Here is an 18,706-nt window from a genome sequence, read left to right on the forward strand (position 1 = left end):
TGCTATCATTGCGCCATGAATTTTGAGAGCGTAAATAACGAATTAGCCGCACTAGGCTGCAAACAGAGCCATATTGATGCATTCTGGCGCAATTGGTATCTCGGTCGTCCGCTGACACAGGCGAAATTTACTTTTCCGAAGGCGGCCGCTGAAGCGGCTGCAACCCTGGGAACCTGTTTGGCTCAGGTTCTCATGCCCGACAGCGACGATTATCTCGGAGAAAATGGCGCGAGAGCCGTGCTGAGAGCCTCTGACGGTCAGCTGATCGAATCAGTGCTGCTTCCGAGAGACGGAGTCTGCATTTCAACGCAGGTCGGCTGCGCGGTCGGCTGCCGCTTTTGTATGACCGGGCGCTCCGGTCTCGTTCGTCAGCTTTCCGATATTGAAATCGCAGCGCAGGTGGTCTACGCCAAGAGCCGGCAAAAAATCTCTAAAGTCGTGTTTATGGGGATGGGCGAGCCTTCGCATAATCGCAGAAATGTTCTGTCCGCGCTTGACCATATTACTCGCTACGCCGGAATCGGTTACAAGGAGCTGGTCATTTCCACTGTTGGGGACAGACGGCTTTTTGAGGAACTCTCGCATAGGGAGATTAAACCCGCTCTTGCGATATCTCTGCATTCCGCATTTGATGAAAAGCGCCGTATGCTGCTTCCGAATGCGGCAGATCTGACGGTTAAAGAGATTCTTGACTTTGGCAAAGAGTATGCGCGACTGAGCAAATATCCGATTCAATATCAGTGGACGCTGATCCGAGATCTTAACGACGGTACTGATGAAATCGATCAGCTCGCTTCACTCTGGGACGGTCAGTTTGCGGTTCTCAACATGATTCCGGTCAATAAGATTGACGACAGTCCCTATGATCGGCCTGATCCCGATCGGATTGAGGCGCTTAAAGCCGCCTGCAGATCCTTTCATATTCTGCTGAAGTTCCGGGATTCCGCTGCTCAGGACGTGGACGGCGGCTGCGGACAGCTCAGAGCTCGCGCAATGCGCGAAAAACAGAAAGCGGTCCGCGACGGGACCGCTGTGATTCAGATTAAAGATCTAAAGTAAGCGTAACGGGCGCATGATCGCTCGGCCGCTCGTTGGCGCGGACATCCTTGTGGATGACAACGCCGAGATTTTTATCCCGAAGCGTATTCGAAATCAGGATATGGTCGATGCGAAGACCTCGGTTGCGCCGAAAGGCCATCATTCGGTAATCCCACCAGGAGTACGACTTCTCGGGCTGCTCAAAAGCGCGGAACGCGTCGGTGAGGCCGCAGTCGAGGAGCTTTTGGAAGGCTTCACGGCTCTGCGGCGCGCAGAGAACGCTGTCAGCCCAGGACTCCGGATCCCAAACGTCCCGATCTTCAGGCGCGATGTTGAAGTCGCCGAGCAGAACGAGGTTCGGGTAACGTTCCAGTTCAGAGGGCAGCCAGTCGGCAAGCGCTTTAAGCCAGCTGAGCTTATAAGGGAACTTTTCACTTTCAAGTGACTCACCGTTGGGAAAGTATCCGTTGACGATTCTCAGCTTAGAGCCGTTGACCATGACGCTGACCGCAATAAGGCGGCTTTGTTCATCTTCAAAGCCGGGGATATTGCGGATCTCTTCCGCGGCAATAAATTCATAGGGCTTGCGAAGCAGAGCGGCAACGCCGTTGTAAGTCTTCTGACCGAACGCGTCGATCTCATAGCCCGCCTCGTTTATTGCGGCGCGGTCAATGGCTGATTCCTGCATCTTCAGCTCCTGAAGGCAGAGCACATCGTCTTTGCGGTCCGCTAAATAGTCCAGCACCTGAGGCAGACGCACTTTTAGAGAGTTGACATTCCAAGTCGTGACGGAGAAACTCATTTTTCCTCCAGCAGACCGTACTGACGCAGCAGCGCGTCAACGGAAGGTTCACGGCCGCGGAAAGCGACAAAGCTTTCGATTGCTGGACGGCTTCCGCCGCGCGAGAGAACTTCATCGAGCCACTTTGTTCCCACTTCCGGATTAAAGATGCCTTTTTCTTCGAATAAAGAGAAGGCGTCCGCGGAGAGGACTTCAGCCCATTTGTAGCTGTAGTAGCCTGCGGCATAGCCGCCCGCGAAGATATGAGAGAAGGAGTTGGCAAAGCGGTTGTACTGCGGCGGGAAGACAAAGGAAACTTCCTTGCGGACCTCACGAATCAGCTTTTCTACCGTGTCTTTATGCGGATGCTCATCCATGTGGAGCAGCATGTCAAAAAGGGCGAATTCAATCTGACGGACGTTCGCCATGCCCGCTTCGAAGTTCTTGGATGCGACAAGCTTGTCAAAGAGCGCGCGCGGCATTTTCGCATGGGTTTTGACATGCGAGGAGATGGTCTGCATCACGTCCCAGTTCAGCACAAAGTTTTCCATGAATTGGCTCGGAAGCTCAACCGCGTCCCATTCAACTCCGCTGATACCGGAAACCGCGAGTTCCGTCTGACGGGTGAGCATGTGATGCAGGCCGTGACCGAATTCATGGAAGATGGTTTCCACATCGTTGAGCGTCAGCAGTGAAGGCTGAGCGCCAACCGGCGCGGAGAAGTTGCAGACCAAATAAGCGACCGGCGTTTGGATGGCTCCGTTATCAAGCAGACGGCGGCTTCTGAGATCATTCATCCAGGCGCCTCCGCGTTTGCCGCTGCGCGCATACAGGTCGGTATAGAAGCCGGCGATTTCATTGCCGTTCTTATCCGAGATTGCATAGTATTTCACGGCAGGATTCCAAACCGGAACATTCTTTTGCGCGATCTTGATGGAGAACATTTTCTCTACTAAGGAGAACATTCCGGAGAGGACCGCGGGTTCAGGGAAGTACTGCTTGACTTCCTGTTCCGAGTAAGAGTACTTGGCTTCGCGAAGCTTTTCACTGACGTAGCTGTAATCCCAAGGATTAATTTGGTCCATGTTCAGTGTCTGTGTACCAAAGCGGATCAGTTCTTCCATGTCCTTGAGCGCGGCGGGTTTCGCTTTTGCGGCAAGCTCTCTCAGGAATTTGACAACCTGTTCGGGTGTGTCCGCCATTTTTCTGACAAGGGACACCTGAGCGTAGTTTTTATAACCGAGCAGATGAGCTTCTCTGACTCTGAGCTCAAGCAGACGCGTCATGACAGGCGCATTGTCTTTTCCTGCGGGAGAAAACTCAGAGGCGCGGGTCGTATAAGCGTGATAAAGCTCTTCACGAAGTGAGGAGTCATCTGCGTACTGCATGATTGGCAGATAGTTCGGCATGTGCAGCGTGATCTTATAGCCTTCGGTTCCTTCGGAAGCCGCCTGCTGCGCAAAAAGCGCTTTTTCGCCTTCGGGGATGCCGCGCAGCCGATCTGTATCTTTAGGCAGATAGATTGCGAAGTCGTTGGTGCAGTCCAAAAGATTTTCAGAGAACTTTTGGCTGAGTTCGGCTTCTTCAGCGCTGATCTTTGTCATTTCCTTCTTGCCGGCCTCATCGAGTTCGGCGCCCGAAAGCACAAACCCTTCGATTTCCCGATCAATGATTCTGCGGCGAGCGGCGCTGAAGGATTTGAATGCGTCTTCAGCCTTCAGCGCTTTATATTTGGCGTAGAGCTCTTCATTTTGGCCGATTTCCGAAAAGACAGCGGAGATCGGAGCGAGAAGCTCATTGACGATCGCGCGCAGCTGAGGCGTGTCTTCCACGCTGTTGAGGTGAGAAATGGCGGACCAGACAAAGCTTAGGTTTTCCGATGCGTCGTCCAGCGGTTTGACGACATTGTCCCAAGTCGCGGGTTCAGTATTTTGCGTGACGGCGCTGACGGTCTCTTTTAATGTATTGATGAGCGACAGAACGGCCGGCTTAAAGCTTTCCTGATTTAAATTCGGGAAGTCGATAAATTTACTTTTATCCTCAATAATCGAGAGAATATCAATACGATCTGACATTAAATTCTTCCTTACAGGTTAAAACGGTTCTCGAAGGCGCGCATGGTATTGTCTAAGAGCATTGCGATGGTCATCGGACCGACACCGCCCGGAACCGGCGTAATAAAGCCCGCGACACGAGCAACAGCTTCGATATCGACGTCACCGCAGAGTTTTCCTTCCTGATTTCTGTTCATGCCGACATCAATCACGACGGCGCCGGGCTTGACCATGTCATCGGTCACCAAACCGGCTTTGCCCACGGCGGATACGATAATGTCGGCATTTTTCGCGAGTTCCTTAAGGTTTTTGGTTCTGCTGTGCGCAACAGTGACGGTGGCGTTCTTCTCAAGGAGCATGAGGGCCATTGGTTTTCCGACAATGTTGCTGCGTCCGATCACCAATGCGTTTGCGCCCTCGAGCGGGCATCCGACGGACTCAAGCATTTTCATGACGCCGTGCGGCGTGCAGCAACGAAAGCCCTTCAGCCCTGTCACTAGCGCGCCCATATTTTCGACATGGAAGCCGTCCACATCCTTTTCCGCGGCGATGGATCGGATGACTTTCTGTTCGTCAAAGCCTTTAGGCAGCGGAAGCTGTACCAAGATGCCGTCGACTGAGTCGTCTTCGTTCAGTTCTTTGATGAGAGAGAGCAGTTCGGCCTCTGAAGCGTCTGCGAGCAGGCGTTTTTCCAAAGAGGTGATGCCGGTGTCGAGGCAGGCTTTGATTTTATTGCGTACGTAAATTTGGCTTGCGGGGTTGTCTCCGACAAGAATTACGGCAAGGCAGGGCGGTCTCGGCGCGTCAGTGAAGTTTTGGATTTTACTGCGGATTTCCTGTCGAATACCGGCAGCGAGCGCTTTTCCGTCAATGATGTTGGCAGACATAAGTTCCCCGAATAATTTGATTTGAAACTTAGAAATATATCAATAAAAAGAAGAAAGGAAGGCCGAAGCCTTCCCTTTTGAGTTTCTTTAGCGACAGAACATTAGTTCATGTTGTTGTCTTTCAGCGGGGTGCGGTTTGCATTCATCACCACACGCATCAGATCGGCAACCGTACCGGAATTTGTCTTATCCATAATTGAGGCGCGATGCGCTTCAACGGTCTTGATGGAAATGCCGAGGTCGGCAGCGATCTGTTTGTTCAGGCGGCCGCTGACAATACGTTCAAGAACGTGCAGTTCACGCGGTGTCAGCTTGCTGAGAAGTGCGTCGTTGAGCGAGCGCTTTTCAGCTTTAAGTTTGCGCTGACGGGCTTCCTGAAGCATTCTTTCGATTAAGGAGCGAAGCGCTGCCTGATCGAACGGTTTTTCAATGAAGTCCACTGCACCCTTTTTGAGAGTGGAGACTGCCATGGATACGTCGCCGTGACCCGAGATGAAGATAATCGGAATATCGCATTTGCGGGCGATCAGATGTTCTTGTACTTCTAGTCCGCTCATGCCCGGCATTCTGACGTCTAGTACGAGAACAGCGATGGCATTCGGATCGAATTTGGCCAAGAACATTTCTCCGCTTTCGAAGAGCTCAACTCGATAGCTGGACGCTTCGAGCAGCCACTTCAGCGAATCACGGACGGCCTCGTCGTCTTCAACAATGTAAACGACGCTGGCAGTGTCCGGTGAATCCGGAGTAAAGGATTTCGAGGTCATTTGAATCATCATGTACCTTCCACAATAAATTATTTTGCGTTAAATCTGTTAACCGATTGAATCAAATTCAATCACACACCACATATAGTAATTATATGCGCAAATCACACCCCTGAGAAGTATCTATATCGGGGGTGAAGCTATTCTTTACAAATTCACCTGGGAACTATACCTTAGCTAAAACTAAGTAAGAATTATTACATATTTTTACAGGTGATAACCCGAATTCGACTATTTTAACGGATTTCCTAAAAAAATCACCTCCGTTTCCAAAGAAAGCGGGGGTGATTAAATATTAAGAAGCAATTCTTTTCTAAGTTTTCTTACCGGGCTGTCAGCTGCAGATTTTTAGATCAAAAACGAAGACAGTACCGCCGCCCTCATTATCTCTGACTCTAAGCCGTGTGTTGTGTGATTCGGCGATGGTTTGGCAGGTGGACAAACCGAGACCCAGCCCGTTCTTTTTGGTTGAGAAGAACGGTGTAAAGAGGCTGGCTTTCATCGTGTCGCTGATGCCGGGACCGTGGTCGGCGACCTGAAGTTCCACTTCGTTGGCGCCGACTTTGGCGATAACCGCGATGGTTCGGTCTGTGCAGCCCGCTTCCAGAATCGCTTCGGCCGCGTTGCGGATCAGGTTCATGAGAATCTGCATGATCTGTACCGGGTCGCAAAGAACATTGGGGAGAACCTTCGGCAGTTCATAGATAATGCGAATACCGGCGTACTTTTTCTCAATCAGCTTGCCGAGCTCCTGAGTGTCATTGATGACATTGGCGAGCGGCACATTTTCGAGTGTCGTCGGTCTGCGTTTGGCGAATGCGCGGATGTTTTTAATAATCTTGTCGATGCGTCCGGCCTGATTCGCAATCTTTTTATAGATCTCGAGGACTTGTCCGCGGTTGACCTCAGGAGCGTTCCCGATAACTTCAATAGCGGTGTTGGCATAGGCCGTAATCGCCGTGAGCGGCTGATTAATTTCATGCGTAATCGTAGAGGCCATTTCACCGAGAGTAATCAGACGAGAAGAATTTTCCATTCGGTTGGTTTGATCTTCCAATTCTTTTTCGTTGATTTTTCTCTGCGTGATGTCCTGAGCAGACTGCAGCGTCACGTGAGAGCCGCCGGGCAGAGTGACTCTGGCCTCTGTAATTCTGAACCAGCGCTCAAGGGAATCAACCCAAACTTCGGCCTCTCGGCTTCCCTGCGGATTAAACGGAATTTTGCAGGCGCGGGAGATCGCTAGGTGGCCGTCAGCGGTGTTGCCGAGCTGCTCGGTGTAGTGATCGTTATGAATCCCGAGCATGGTTCCGGTCGGCTTGTGGCTCACAACTGAAATACAGGACATTACGGAATTCAAAAGTCTCTGGTAGGAAGCGATCGCGTCGTTGGTGAGGTTCATCGACTGAGACTCAATCGTATTGTCCCGCATCATATAGATCCAGCCGATGTGTTCGTTGTAAGACGAATAAAAAGGCGTGGCAAGCAGCAGCACATTGAGCTGTTCATCGTCTTTGTGGCGAACGAGCAGATCAAAGCGGTAGGGAAAAGCTGCCGGATCGAGTTTAGAAGGATCGCCCAGCAGAGTCGCAGGCAGGACTGAAGTATCCGCCCAGAAAGGATAGGGCGGCGTTTTACCCTGCAGTTCATCTTCAGAGTAGCCGGTAATCACCTGAGCGGCCGGGTTGGTGTAAACGATCTTATTCTCCAGATCCGTAATCACGATCGCCGAGCTGATCGAATCTTCGATGGAGCGCCGCAATTCGAGTTCGCGGTTGGCTCGATCCAGATCCGCCTGGTTTTTACGCATCTCTTTATTCAGGAAAAAGAGCGAGATCAGAAGAAAGAGCATCAGCGCGCCGAGCCAATAGATCAGCGGACTGGCAAAGATTAGGGGACTTTCAACGATATTGCAGCCGTAGAGCTGGATCGAGGGCGGCAGGGGGTCCGCTGCGCGGACATAGCTCGGAATGGTGTAGTCATCCGGCGGGTTGTAGGCCGCCCGACCGGCAATTTCCTCGGTTCCGTGCAGCAAGGAGAATTCATAATCGGCTCTGAGAGAGGAGGGCGTTGATTCTTCAAGCAGCTTATTCAGAGAGATTCGGCTCAGGAGCGCATAGCTTTTATCTTCAAGCGTGAACGGGTAGACGATTACCACGGAGGGCGACGTTGAATCTCCCGGCGTGAACCAGAAGGAAGAGATGGAAACTCGGTTTGAGAGAAACGCGTCCGCGATCGCGTCCCGTACAACCTGCGGGTAATCCAAATAGTTGTACTGACGCAGTTCTCTTTTTCCCAAGCGGGGGTTCACCATGGATTCGATGCCTTTGCCGCTTGGTTCGATCAGTCGGATCAAAGTGATTTCCGGGTTGCTGTTGAGCAGCTCCCGAGAGAATTTGTTCAGAACCGCCGCAGTATTTCCGTCCAGTTCCAGCCGCTCGATAAGGCGCGCCATGGAGGCGGAGCTGGCGCGAAGACGCATTTCGATATTGTCTGCGACCTTTGCGGTGCTTTTCATCAGATTGGTTCTGAGGATGGCTTCGTTATTGGAGCGGACATTGAGATAAAAAGCCGCGAAGATAACGATCAGAAGAACCGCGATCGCCCAAATAAAAGGGGTAGTTCCGTTCGGTAAGTTTGAATGGCTGCGCAACCCTGCAAAGGAAGCGGTAAAACGCTCTAATAGATCATTGTTCTGAGACAAGTTTTTTTGCTGAGCCATAGTTAGTTAAAACGAACCGTTGGGAAAAGAAAACAGACAAATTATCAATGTCTATTATGACACTGTTCGATGTGCGCAAAGATTGTCCGGTGAATTTGCGTACTCAAACAAAAATAATCTGAGTACAGAATAAGTTGAGTTTGGACCGATACAATAATCAAGTCGAGATGATTGTTAGGTTTTTTAGGATAAGGATATGGACCTGCAGAACGAATTAAAGCAAAAAGCGGCCGCAGCTGCCTTGGAATATGTGAAAGAGGGCGAATACCTCGGAGTGGGCACGGGATCAACGGTTAGCTTTTTCATTACCGAGCTGGCGACTTCCGGTAAACGAGTCAAAGGCTGTGTTTCGAGTTCGGAAGCAACTACCCGACAGCTTTTAGCTTATGGAATTCCGGTTTGTGATTTAAATGACATTGTCGGAACAATTCCTGTCTATGTTGACGGCTGTGATGAAATTGACGGTAATTTCTGCATGATCAAGGGCGGCGGCGGAGCGCTTACCCGCGAAAAGATTTTGGCGGAGGCCTCCGATATGTATGTCTGCATTGCAGACGCTTCGAAAGAGGTTAAACAGCTTGGCAAGTTCCCGCTTCCGCTGGAAGTCATTCCGATGGCAGTGTCTTCTGTCTGCCGTGCGATGGAAGAGCTTGGCGGTCATCCGACGGTTCGCGATATGGTTACCGACAACGGCAATAATATTGTTGATGTTCACGGTCTGCAGATTAAGGAGCCGACTCGTTTGGAGGCTGCGATTAACCAGATACCGGGCGTTGTGACCTGCGGTATTTTCGGAAAACGCGGTGCGGATGTGCTGCTCATCGGTACACCTGAGGGTGTCCGTACACTGAAACCGAAAAAAGGATTTTTTTCAGGCCGTCAGAAGTAATTTCTGAAAGAAAAAAGCCCGGAATAGTACTGTTTTCGGGCTTTTTCCGTTTTTGAGACCATATAAACGGTCCCGGTTATTCTCTTAGAACTGCCGGATTAATCGTTTAAGAAATATTCGACGGTTGTGACTACGCGGACATTTTTGATAAAGGGCGTGTTTTCGTCTCTGTCCGTGATGGTGAAGACGCCCTGATTCGCCCTGCGGATTTTTCCGAGCTTAGAGCCCGAATCGTCTGCAAACTTTTGGGCTGCCGCCTTAGCGTTCTTCGTCGCTGATTCGATCATTTCCGGTTTAATTTCATTCAGACCGGTAAAACTATAGGCGGTCATGTAGCTGTAATCACTGCTGAGGGCGACGCCTTTTTTCAGCAGTTCGCGCTGCGTCACGGAAAGTTTGCGGATGGTATCTACCTTATCGGTAGAAACCGTGACGACCTGAGTCAGGATATAGCGGTAAGGGCGTGTTCTGCCGTCGTAAGAGTTTGCCAGGGTGTCCTGAACTTTAGGAGACGCGAGTGTGATTTCGCTTTCGTCGATACCGTTGTCCTTAAGAAACTTTAGAACCAGATTTTGTTTTTCTTCAAGCGCATCATAAGCGGCGGCGAGTTCATTTCCCATTTCTGTGAAACTGAGGGGCCAAATAACATGCGTGGCCTTCACTTCCTTTTCGCTCAGGCCCTTGACTGTCACAATTCGATCTTTATTCAAGAAGGCAGTCGCTGCGTCTCCGAGCTGGTTTCCGAGGAGTGTGACACCACCGATAAAGCCGGCGGCCAAAATAATTGAGGGGATGAATCTGTTGTTCATAAATGAGTTTTCCTCTTTTAGCTGGCTAAAGCGTTTTTGATAGCAGAACCGACAGCGGCTGCAGACATCGGATTCTGACCTGTAATGACTCTGTCATTGACGACGCAGTGGGTTTGGAAATTATCGGATTTTTCAAAATGCGCATGTTGAGCTTTCAGTTTTGTTTCCAAAGAGAAAGGCACGACATTTTTCAGGTTAACAGCTTCCTCTTCGGAATCGGTGAAGCTATTAATCTTTTTGCCATTAATTAAATAGGTACCGTTTGGAAGTTTGATATTGATCAGTCCGGCCGCTCCGTGGCAAACGGAAGCAACCACGCCGCCGTTGGTATAAATTTTTGAAGCGATAGCCGCAAGTTCTTTATTGTCCGGGAAGTCCCACATTGCGCCGTGCCCGCCGGCGTAATAAATCTCAGCATATTCATCGGGTTTAATATCAGAAGGCTTCAAAGTGAAATTAATCTTCTTTTGATAGACCATATCCTGAGAAAACTCCTTGTTCACCGGATCGGACGGGTCGTCGCCCTCAAAAGCGCAAGCGCCGCCCTTCGGACTGACAAAGTCGATTTCATAGCCGGCATCTTTAAGAATTTTCCAAGGGTACGTTACTTCTGAAAGCCAATATCCTGTTTTCTTACCGGTTTTACCCAAATCCGAATGACTTGTAATCACGAAAAGGATTTTCTTATCTCTTTTCGGAGGTTCCTCTGCAGGGGCTAGCGCACCTTTATTTTCCGCCGCAAAGACCGGGCTAGCCACTGCGCCTGCTGCAATTACCGTTAATAGATTTCGTCTCTGCATCATTAGAGCCTGAAAATTAATTGATTTTCCGATTATAGGAATCTCTCAAGCTTTGGGACTTTTAAGGTCCGAAATTGGGACAACACATAGAAGAAAGTTTCATGATTTTGTAACGAATATCTCTAGTTAAAGGCCAAAGTGAGGTTTTAGAGTCTTATCTTCCTTACTTCTTCGTTATTCGCGGGAAGAGTTAGAGTGCATCCTGAATACCCAAAATTCTAGGAGTTATTTTCATAAATAGTCTCATATTTAATTTAACTAATTGATTTTATGACTATTTTTGGTAATGTAAGGATAGACTTTTTTAACTTCATAGACGATAACTTATTACCTATGAAAGAAACCAATCGCCCTACAAATATAGATAGTAAAACTCAGGAAAAGCCGTTCAAGAAAACTTGTTAACCCCTATAATTAAAGAAAGGGAGTTCCCGAAATGTCACTTATTGATGATTTTATGAATTCGATTATCGGGAAGATTTGGTGTGCCGGGATGCTCATTGTCGGCGTACCCCTTCTCGGACTGGTCGGGTATGGAACTATTTTGATTGGCTACGAGCTTATACAAGAAATTGAAGATCCTCTGTGGCGCGATTTAACTTATGCCTTGATTTTCGAAAGTTGCGTGATCGTATTTGTTGTCAAAACAACCTATATCAATTGGTTCAGGAAGCATCTTTGGAGGCTTCCTGAATTGAAGGACAAGAACCAATAACTCCTTGTTTAAGTATCTAAAGCCGCCTTTGAGCGGCTTTTTCTTTGGCTAAAACCATGCCGATACCTAAGACCAGAATTTTATCTAAGACCAGAATTTTATCCACATATGACAAAAAACCTCATGCAAGACCGAATGTCCGATGAGGTGTTTCTGTTTTAACTTCACTGAAGCAATTAACTTCAGGAGAGGTTGGCGCGCCAGGCAGGAGTCGAACCCACGACCACCTGGTTCGTAGCCAGGTACTCTATCCAGCTGAGCTACTGGCGCAACCGAGGAACGAACTATACCAGTCTTTTTTTATGTGTGCAAGTCGACAAAAACCATTTTGGGTGAATTTCAAAATAAGAAACGAAGCAGCATGAGTCGGAACGATCGGACCGTCCTTTCTGCCTAATACAACAGCCGAAGCCTATGGAATTAGTTCGTTGGGAGGGGGTTCTATCATGGGAAGGTTATGTCAGTTCTTGTCTGTACGACAGCCTATTTAAAGGCTATGACGGTAAGCCAAGATCCAGAAAGAGATTCTGAGAGCGCGAGGCGGGACTCCGGGCGCACAACACGTCATATCTCAGACTACCAACCGCAACTCATACAGCGCGCCGGCTCACGCTGCTCCATCTCAAACCCGCCCCACAGATAACCGGCTGCGAACGGGCCGAAGCAGTCTTGAAACGCTCTCAGAATCTCTGATCGCTTATGATACCGTTTTTGAGGAGGAAAATAAAAGGAACAAGGGAATCACCGAGTTTATTCTGCACAATAAGGAAGGTAACGAATAGAATAAGCTTGATTAAAAGCTTACAGACGACAAGTATTGCTATTTCAGAATGCGGGGGCCATTAAAACAGCATCGCTTTGATTTACCGCTTGTCTATCTTGCGCTTATCCCTGTTCGGTTTATATAGGTCGTGCCGAAAAAAGTCCCGTGCATGTGACTGCTGAGGAAATTTCCACTTGTCTTCGAGAGGCAAACGTTGCCCCACAACTGCTAAGTGAAGACAGCTCAGTCTTTGCAACTATGGAGCGATGGGGCAACCTCAGAAAGGGTCTTGAGCGGCAAAGGACTTCTGAGCTCGTAGAAATGATTAAAAAACATCAAAGGCACCGTCGATCTTAGAGGCTTGCGGATTAACAATGCTAAATAGGTTCTGTTCCTTGCAAGAGCTCGCTAGAAGTCTAAAGACAAAGTTCCAGGACTCTAACAGCGCAGTGCTGACTCTAAAGAGGTTGGATTTATTATGACGCAGAAATAATTCTTAAACTGCCCCCAACCTAAGTAACACAAGGGATAAAGGCTTTTTTATTTACGAGATTCTCCTAAAGACGGGGATGAGGTGTCTTAAACAAACTCAAATTTAGGAGAAAGGAAGCCTTCTAAATTGGCTGTTACCGATCCGGAAATCTCCATAATTAGAGGACTGCAGAGAGTTAAGGAAGTCTTAGAAAATAAGACCTTTCGCGCACCGTGTTGTTTGGAGTGGATCTTTGAGCGTCTGGGTCGATATTAATTATGGAAAGCACGGAGAGATTGTTGACGACTATTTTGGCACAAAAGGAGCAATGGGCGATTCTCATATTGTAGATAAAAGAAGTCTTGCAGAAGGTCTTAACCCAGAAGAGGTAGCAGAAGTACTAAGAAAGATGGTTAGGACACTAGCCAAAGGGCAAGCGAAGGAATCTCGATCAGGTGGCAAAGCAATTACCAATGATGGTTTTAGAGTGCTACTGTCCTGAAAAGGTGGGAACCACTACATTGTTTCAGCGTTCGGAAGAGTAAGAAGAGGGGAGGCTTCGCTCTCCGGCCCGTTGAACGCAGTTAATTCGACAAATGCCAATATGGACGCCCTTGGCAAAAGCGTACCCCTCATCGAAGAAAAGGAAAAGAACCCTTCTTCGACAGTAATAACTATCGCAGATCAAAAGCTTCTTTTCAAGGGGTAGAAAGAAAATCAGAGCGAACTCGATCCGAAAACACAAGAAACCTTAGATGGTATTAAACGCCGATAAGCTTCCTAAAAGGCTAAGTCGGACGTTGTCTAGACAGAGGGAAAAAGGCATCTAAAAAAGTGTCAATTAAAGAGGGCGAGTTCGAAGCACAAGGGAAAGTTAACTAAAACCCCGACGTTAGGAGAATAATTCTCTAATTTTTTGCAAGTTTCGCGTCTCTTTTTTGTTGCCTTCATTTATCTATGTTAAATATTGTCATTACCTAATTGAGAAGGACTGCTATGTTTATCGGTATCGTTACCGACGGCAAATATAAATTCGTCAAGCTTCTCGAGGGATGTAAGGACGAAAAAGGGAAGACAAGAACCCCTTTGGAAGACTCGAAGCTCTTCTCAAAGAGGATCTGGAAGCGGTTGATAAACTCAAAGCTAAGAACAATGGACGACACAAAGAAGAACTCGAGCTGCGGCAAAAGCGGCGTTGAAAAGATCTTGAAGAAATTTTGGCCTTCAACGGGAAGCTAATAACTAAGACTTTCTGAAAGAAAGTGGGTCGCCGAGCGGCAGATGCTCCTTTAGAAGGAACCCCTGCCTCTACGTCTGGAAACGACCTCGGTCTCTTTAAACCCAGTACAAGCCTAGCAAAAAAACTAAGAAAAGTCATTCACTTAAAAGAAGACGCGACAACAATTCGAAAGGCGTCTAAGTCATCTCTCACCGAAAAGCAAAAGGACCGAAATTTCAACGACGTTAGAAGAGGTCTCTTTAAATCTTGGGAAGTTGCCGTAACAAACCAGCTGCTGAACTCTGGTAAGGTCGTTATTTGCCGCTTTAACGAAGAATTCCTGGATAGGATGGTGGAGGACGAGTACGCCAATGATCCGTCTAAATCTAAGGAAGAAATTCGTCAGGAGCTTATAAATGAAGGCCTGGACTGAGGGACCAATGCTCTCTATGACGAAAAGACAGGAAAGGTCTATATCAACGGAGAAAACGTAGACGAAGGCGAAGCAGGGGCAGTTCTTGCTTATGAAATTGGTGTCCACGCTGCTAAAGATTCAGAGTTCAATGAGCTTATCGGTGGCATTGAAAACCGAGTTGAAGTTCTGATGAAAAAAGGGCTGAAGAGTAAGAAGCCCGCAGAAAGGAGATTCTGGGAAGATGTCAAACGCCGCATGGATGGCGCCAGAGTCTCGAACAACGAGGAAAGACTTGTGTACTTCTTGGAGGTTTATACCAAGAGAAACGATGTTGTTCCTCAATCCGAAAGATCGGTGTTTGATCAGATTGCTGGTGTGCTTAAAAATGGCTTTTCTTGGTATTAACCGCATCGACGAAAACAAGGCAGCTGAGCTTCTCTGAGACGTGGTGAGAGCCTATGCGGAAGAGTTTCAGAATAATTCAAATTTAAGAGGAAGGAAAGCTTCCAAGAGTACAGTCAAGGACAGTGGAGGAAAATATGCAAACCCAAACGCAGAAGATCACGCAAGATATGCACAACAGCTCAGACAAGAAGAGCCCCGAAGCCACAGAGAAGAGTTTGAGCAAAGAGGATTTGATAAGAAAACAACAAGTCTCCGAGGACAAGCAAAGGCCGCAAACTTTGGACGAGCTAACGCCGGAAAACTCCATAAAGTTCACGGAGATAGACGTAGAAATAGCTCGGGCCTTCGGGTTTCTGTAAGCTGGAAGGCTCCTGAGAAGTTAAAGTAGGTATACTCCCTTAATCGGATGGCAACACCGATATTCTTCAGTTGGATGGCTCACCCAAAAGCGCAGTTGATTTTCGCAACGCGATCTTAAACAGCAAAAAGACAATCCCTTTGCTGCGTCGGTTTACGCTTACGATATTCAAGACTACAAAAAAATGAAACTCTTCTTGAGTTTGATGTTGATTGATGCAGTGTGATGTAGGTAGGGGATGCAGAGTACTGGCGGAGAGGGGGGGATTCGAACCCCCGAAACCTTTAAAGGGTTTACACGCTTTCCAGGCGTGCGCCTTAAACCACTCGGCCACCTCTCCAAAAGAGAATGCGATTATATGGGATAAAAAAACGTTTGTCATCTCAAAAAGCTAATTTTTTTCAGATTTTTTATTTTTATTTAAAATAACTTTTTTTAAACAATAAGTTAAAAATTTTAATAGTTTAATTTTTTGATTTAATGAATAAATAACCATTTTTTTTAGGACGGTATAAGCGCGGTGGGAATTGAAATATTTGATGATAAATACTGAATAATCAAAAAGATATATTGTTATTCTCAACGTCTGATGTCTCAGTCTTTATAGTGATATTATTTAATATCTCGTTTCAATTTCTAAGGATTTATAGGATGTATCCGGAGCCTAATCTCAAAAAAGAATTGGCAAAGCGCTTGCAGCAGCTCCGACTGGAAAACAATCTCACACAAGCCGGACTTGCTCAGCTTTGTGAACTTCCTCAGCCGGTTATTTCCTTATTTGAAAAGCCCGACAGTAATCGTTTACCGACATTGGCAACTTTGGTGAGTCTGGCTAACGTCCTTAATGTTTCCTGCGATTATCTTCTTGGAAGAACTGATGATAAGAGAGGTGCACGAAATATTGTCTCGGAAGACTCGGTCATAGCTCACCTTTCACGCAGAGATAAACAAATTCTGATCCATGTAGCAAAAGGACTCCTTGCCGCAGCAGATCAAAAACAAGAGGTAATGAAGAACAGCCGGAGCAATAAACAAGTACCGATGGGTCAGCAGAAATTAGATCAGGCTTAGTTTTATAGAATCAGTTTCGATGAGGCCTAAGAACGAAAAAAGTTTGGCTATTAAAGAGAAAATTAGGAGTCCAAACTGTGAGTCAGCAACGGCCTAAATACAGTACCTCAATACAGTGCTCTTGTTGTGGGCCGAAACGGGATTACGCAGCGATCCGTTTTCAAATCGATCTGATAAAGTATGGAACGAATAATAACCACTTAACTGCCTATAGCGGGTTTTAGGCTTAATACGATGCAACTCAGTAAATTAATTTCGTCGATCCTTGTTTTTTCCAGCTGCGCCTTCATTCTTACAGGATGTTCAAATGTCGACCCTGATGAGGCTATAACTCAGGACAATGTGAAAAAAGCGGCAAAAAGTTTCGATAAAAATGAAAATGTAAAGATCACGGCACTCGGGGGAAGCGCATATCTCATCGGGAAAACGGTTAACAGCGTTAAAAAACGACTCGAGTCTGATTACCACAGCTTTGAAATTAAGCAGCTTTTGGAAAACACACGCTTTAATCGAAAAAATAACCTTGAACTCTTCGGTAAAGGGAAGCTGACCGCGGACGGCGTAAAAAGTGATGCGGTACTTTCGCAGAGAGAAAAACAGAATGAGCTTACAGAGCTGTCGGCTTATGCAAATTATGTAAAAAATGTGCAAAGGGAAAGCTCTCGGGAGCTGCCTCTGGGTTCTGCCGTCTTGGCTAAGGGCGCGTTAACCTGCAGAAGATTTTCCGATCTTGAAGCTCTTTTGGTAACAGAAGATACTCCGAGTTTTAATAAAGATAAAAACAGAAAGATCAGACGCAAGGAGTGTCACGTTCTTCCTAAAGAGATCAAGCTTCGCATTCGTGAGATAAAAAAACTGGAAAAAAGCGGGGAAGTCTATCAAACAGCACGCGGCTGGCTGTCCGTAAAAGATGTTAAAACTAAGCCTTCAAAGGAAGAATTAGATGAGCTGAGGAAAGAACAGACAGCAGTTCTCGAGCAGCTGAAAAATCATCCGAGTCCGGCTTTCTATAACGGCTACCGTTCACTGCTAAATTTGTCAGATGCAGATAAAACAAGAACAGAACTGGCCAATAAGGCTATTGCAATCAACATGAAAGAATTTGGTGAAGATTGGACAACTGCTTCGAAAAGACTCGTCAAGGAACAGCAGGCGTTTAATGCTTCAGAATACAAATGCTTCTTCCAAAAAGACTGCAGTGAAAACGAAAAGCTGAACCTGAGAATGGCGCATTATGTCCTCACACCCGAAGAATCCGGAATTAAATACGGAACTCTGCCTTGCGAAATACGCAAGGGTGCAAAATGCTGGAATGCGATAACCGATTAAATTAAGCGCGGTTTAAAAAGGAAGCGCTGACAGCGTTTTTAACGAAAACCGAATTTACGGAGCAGAAAACCTGCTCCTTTTTTTATCCAGTTGGTCGGCTCTGTAAAAACCAATGAAGTTTCGGAATACGAGATTTGGTTGGTCATCAGCCAGACATCCAGAAGTCTTTCAGAGAGGAAACCGAAAACTCTTGCATCGTTTTTGCTGTATGAAGAAATGTCCAGGCGGCGCTCAACTTCAGAAAGCACAGAAAAAAGGAACTCACAGTAGTGATTAAAGAAGTCTCTTCGCATCACAAACATATTGAAAATATGAGTGCGGCGCCCATTCATTACCGTATCAAATGCTTCCAGGTAATTAGGAAACCTCTCGCGCAAAACTTGTTCGAGTACCTCTAAGTCTTTGGCATGATGCGCATGTACATATTGAGAGCGTACAGTTTCGATAAAGTAATTGCGTTTGGGCGGCAGCAGCACATTGGAAGAAGAAAGCAATTTCTGAAAATCCGCCAGAGACAAAACGCAGTCCACTGGTCTCTGAAATAAACGCCGTTTGCCGAAATATCTGCGGTAGTGAACCAGACCAATATGTGTGACATCAGAAGGAAGGTTTTTCCAAGCCCAGTAAACAGCGGTAAGCTCGCAGTAGTTTGGATTCTTTTCTGAAATGTTCAATCCGGTATTGTCACGATAGCCGCCAAGGCCGATGTCTTTGCGCGAGCAGGCGCCGACTTCAATCGGTTTGTAAATATCAGAGGCCGGCAGCACATACGGACGATGAGCTGCAACAAGAATTTCCAGTTTCATTGAATCGTAAAAATACCGAATGTTCAGGCCCTCATGATACCCGCAGAATGGCCGTATCACGACAAGGTCTTCGTTCAGAGAAGCCGAAGATGAAAGAGCCCCAATGAGCAGCAAGCAATCACAGCTACGCTGTATCTATTTGTAATAATTTGATGGTTGATTTGACAACCCAAAAAATCATCTTCATAATTCGCATCCTCGCTGATCAACACGACAGCGAAAACAGAGTTCTTTAAAAATTTATCGACGACCGATAAGAGCGGGCGCTGAAGGTTTAAGCGGGTTTAGAAGACTGAATTCGCGAAGAAATTTTTAGCTCGCACTTATTGGAAGAAGGAGTAGAAATACTCCGTCAAACACCAAGAGAGTGATTCGAGCGACAACAGAGATTAAACAAAAGAGTTTGATC

At 47.1% G+C, this 18,706-nt stretch carries 17 protein-coding genes and 2 tRNA genes; 9 read left to right on the top strand and 10 right to left on the bottom strand.

Going from position 1 to position 18,706, the window contains the following annotated elements; translation table 11 throughout:
* Positions 1-15: 15 nt before the first annotated feature.
* The gene (locus NFR90_RS05675) at positions 16-1,059 is read left to right on the top strand and encodes a radical SAM protein (RefSeq protein WP_251451360.1); all 1,044 of its coding nucleotides are present in this window, start codon (positions 16-18) and stop codon (positions 1,057-1,059) included.
* Here NFR90_RS05675 and xth read toward each other — a convergent pair.
* The 5 genes from xth to NFR90_RS05700 all read right to left on the bottom strand — a co-directional run bounded on the left by xth (position 1,043) and on the right by NFR90_RS05700 (position 8,246).
* Complete coding sequence (gene xth, locus NFR90_RS05680; RefSeq protein ID WP_160334095.1) at positions 1,043-1,840, bottom strand: exodeoxyribonuclease III; 798 nt, start codon at positions 1,838-1,840, stop codon at positions 1,043-1,045. The genes NFR90_RS05675 and xth overlap by 17 nt on opposite strands.
* Positions 1,837-3,894, bottom strand: a complete 2,058-nt coding sequence (locus NFR90_RS05685) for a M3 family metallopeptidase (protein WP_251451362.1) — start codon at positions 3,892-3,894, stop codon at positions 1,837-1,839. Before NFR90_RS05685 ends, xth begins: the two co-directional genes overlap by 4 nt.
* 11 nt (positions 3,895-3,905) lie before the next feature.
* Complete coding sequence (gene folD, locus NFR90_RS05690) at positions 3,906-4,760, bottom strand: bifunctional methylenetetrahydrofolate dehydrogenase/methenyltetrahydrofolate cyclohydrolase FolD (protein WP_160334093.1); 855 nt, start codon at positions 4,758-4,760, stop codon at positions 3,906-3,908.
* 101 nt (positions 4,761-4,861) lie between these two features.
* Positions 4,862-5,527 carry a response regulator transcription factor gene (locus NFR90_RS05695; RefSeq protein ID WP_251451380.1) on the bottom strand — a complete coding sequence of 222 codons (666 nt, stop codon included), beginning with the start codon at positions 5,525-5,527 and terminating at the stop codon, positions 4,862-4,864.
* 334 nt (positions 5,528-5,861) lie between these two features.
* The gene (locus tag NFR90_RS05700; protein ID WP_251451364.1) at positions 5,862-8,246 is read right to left on the bottom strand and encodes a PAS domain-containing sensor histidine kinase; all 2,385 of its coding nucleotides are present in this window, start codon (positions 8,244-8,246) and stop codon (positions 5,862-5,864) included.
* A gap of 196 nt (positions 8,247-8,442) precedes the next feature.
* On the opposite strand from NFR90_RS05700, the gene rpiA reads away from it, so the two are divergent.
* Positions 8,443-9,135, top strand: a complete 693-nt coding sequence (rpiA, locus tag NFR90_RS05705) for a ribose-5-phosphate isomerase RpiA (RefSeq protein WP_160334090.1) — start codon at positions 8,443-8,445, stop codon at positions 9,133-9,135.
* A 98-nt stretch (positions 9,136-9,233) separates the two neighbouring features.
* Here rpiA and NFR90_RS05710 read toward each other — a convergent pair whose 3' ends face one another.
* The gene (locus NFR90_RS05710; RefSeq protein ID WP_251451366.1) at positions 9,234-9,944 is read right to left on the bottom strand and encodes an SIMPL domain-containing protein; all 711 of its coding nucleotides are present in this window, start codon (positions 9,942-9,944) and stop codon (positions 9,234-9,236) included.
* A gap of 17 nt (positions 9,945-9,961) precedes the next feature.
* Complete coding sequence (locus tag NFR90_RS05715; RefSeq protein ID WP_251451368.1) at positions 9,962-10,702, bottom strand: type 1 glutamine amidotransferase domain-containing protein; 741 nt, start codon at positions 10,700-10,702, stop codon at positions 9,962-9,964.
* Positions 10,703-11,180: 478 nt separating this feature from the next.
* Here NFR90_RS05715 and NFR90_RS05720 point away from each other — a divergent pair, with 478 nt between their 5' ends.
* The gene (locus tag NFR90_RS05720) at positions 11,181-11,459 is read left to right on the top strand and encodes a hypothetical protein (RefSeq protein ID WP_160334087.1); all 279 of its coding nucleotides are present in this window, start codon (positions 11,181-11,183) and stop codon (positions 11,457-11,459) included.
* Between the two features lie 193 nt (positions 11,460-11,652).
* Here the strand turns inward: NFR90_RS05720 and NFR90_RS05725 are convergent.
* Positions 11,653-11,729: transfer RNA gene (locus NFR90_RS05725), tRNA-Arg, on the bottom strand.
* A gap of 1,218 nt (positions 11,730-12,947) precedes the next feature.
* Between NFR90_RS05725 and NFR90_RS05730 the strand changes: the two genes are divergently transcribed.
* From NFR90_RS05730 to NFR90_RS05745, 4 genes are all read left to right on the top strand, one after another.
* Positions 12,948-13,196, top strand: a complete 249-nt coding sequence (locus NFR90_RS05730; RefSeq protein ID WP_160336391.1) for a hypothetical protein — start codon at positions 12,948-12,950, stop codon at positions 13,194-13,196.
* A gap of 760 nt (positions 13,197-13,956) precedes the next feature.
* The gene (locus tag NFR90_RS05735) at positions 13,957-14,346 is read left to right on the top strand and encodes a hypothetical protein (protein ID WP_251451370.1); all 390 of its coding nucleotides are present in this window, start codon (positions 13,957-13,959) and stop codon (positions 14,344-14,346) included.
* 171 nt (positions 14,347-14,517) lie between these two features.
* Positions 14,518-14,733, top strand: coding sequence for a hypothetical protein (locus NFR90_RS05740; protein ID WP_160336392.1), 216 nt, complete (start codon positions 14,518-14,520; stop codon positions 14,731-14,733).
* 134 nt (positions 14,734-14,867) lie between these two features.
* Positions 14,868-15,092, top strand: a complete 225-nt coding sequence (locus NFR90_RS05745) for a hypothetical protein (RefSeq protein ID WP_251451372.1) — start codon at positions 14,868-14,870, stop codon at positions 15,090-15,092.
* Between the two features lie 248 nt (positions 15,093-15,340).
* Here NFR90_RS05745 and NFR90_RS05750 read toward each other — a convergent pair.
* Positions 15,341-15,431, bottom strand: a tRNA-Ser gene (locus NFR90_RS05750).
* Between the two features lie 311 nt (positions 15,432-15,742).
* Between NFR90_RS05750 and NFR90_RS05755 the strand changes: the two genes are divergently transcribed.
* Complete coding sequence (locus tag NFR90_RS05755) at positions 15,743-16,162, top strand: helix-turn-helix domain-containing protein (RefSeq protein ID WP_160336384.1); 420 nt, start codon at positions 15,743-15,745, stop codon at positions 16,160-16,162.
* Between the two features lie 234 nt (positions 16,163-16,396).
* Positions 16,397-17,491, top strand: coding sequence for a hypothetical protein (locus tag NFR90_RS05760; RefSeq protein ID WP_251451374.1), 1,095 nt, complete (start codon positions 16,397-16,399; stop codon positions 17,489-17,491).
* Between the two features lie 38 nt (positions 17,492-17,529).
* Here NFR90_RS05760 and NFR90_RS05765 read toward each other — a convergent pair whose 3' ends face one another.
* A complete protein-coding gene (locus NFR90_RS05765; protein WP_251451376.1) occupies positions 17,530-18,297 on the bottom strand; it encodes a DUF4422 domain-containing protein in 768 nt (255 codons plus the stop codon).
* Positions 18,298-18,706 lie beyond the last annotated feature (409 nt).

Source organism: Parasutterella muris (assembly GCF_943193095.1).
In the GTDB taxonomy this organism is placed as follows: domain Bacteria; phylum Pseudomonadota; class Gammaproteobacteria; order Burkholderiales; family Burkholderiaceae_F; genus Parasutterella; species Parasutterella muris.

Excerpts from the sequence above, each read along its gene's own strand:
- xth (WP_160334095.1), bottom strand. The coding sequence starts at position 1,840 with ATGAGTTTCTCCGTCACGACTTGGAATGTCAACTCTCTAAAAGTGCGT.
- NFR90_RS05740 (WP_160336392.1), top strand. The coding sequence starts at position 14,518 with ATGAAAAAAGGGCTGAAGAGTAAGAAGCCCGCAGAAAGGAGATTCTGG.
- NFR90_RS05675 (WP_251451360.1), top strand. The coding sequence starts at position 16 with ATGAATTTTGAGAGCGTAAATAACGAATTAGCCGCACTAGGCTGCAAA.
- NFR90_RS05745 (WP_251451372.1), top strand. The coding sequence starts at position 14,868 with ATGCAAACCCAAACGCAGAAGATCACGCAAGATATGCACAACAGCTCA.
- NFR90_RS05685 (WP_251451362.1), bottom strand. The coding sequence starts at position 3,894 with ATGTCAGATCGTATTGATATTCTCTCGATTATTGAGGATAAAAGTAAA.
- folD (WP_160334093.1), bottom strand. The coding sequence starts at position 4,760 with ATGTCTGCCAACATCATTGACGGAAAAGCGCTCGCTGCCGGTATTCGA.
- NFR90_RS05755 (WP_160336384.1), top strand. The coding sequence starts at position 15,743 with ATGTATCCGGAGCCTAATCTCAAAAAAGAATTGGCAAAGCGCTTGCAG.
- NFR90_RS05765 (WP_251451376.1), bottom strand. The coding sequence starts at position 18,297 with ATGAAACTGGAAATTCTTGTTGCAGCTCATCGTCCGTATGTGCTGCCG.
- rpiA (WP_160334090.1), top strand. The coding sequence starts at position 8,443 with ATGGACCTGCAGAACGAATTAAAGCAAAAAGCGGCCGCAGCTGCCTTG.
- NFR90_RS05695 (WP_251451380.1), bottom strand. The coding sequence starts at position 5,527 with ATGACCTCGAAATCCTTTACTCCGGATTCACCGGACACTGCCAGCGTC.
- NFR90_RS05760 (WP_251451374.1), top strand. The coding sequence starts at position 16,397 with ATGCAACTCAGTAAATTAATTTCGTCGATCCTTGTTTTTTCCAGCTGC.
- NFR90_RS05720 (WP_160334087.1), top strand. The coding sequence starts at position 11,181 with ATGTCACTTATTGATGATTTTATGAATTCGATTATCGGGAAGATTTGG.
- NFR90_RS05700 (WP_251451364.1), bottom strand. The coding sequence starts at position 8,246 with ATGGCTCAGCAAAAAAACTTGTCTCAGAACAATGATCTATTAGAGCGT.
- NFR90_RS05710 (WP_251451366.1), bottom strand. The coding sequence starts at position 9,944 with ATGAACAACAGATTCATCCCCTCAATTATTTTGGCCGCCGGCTTTATC.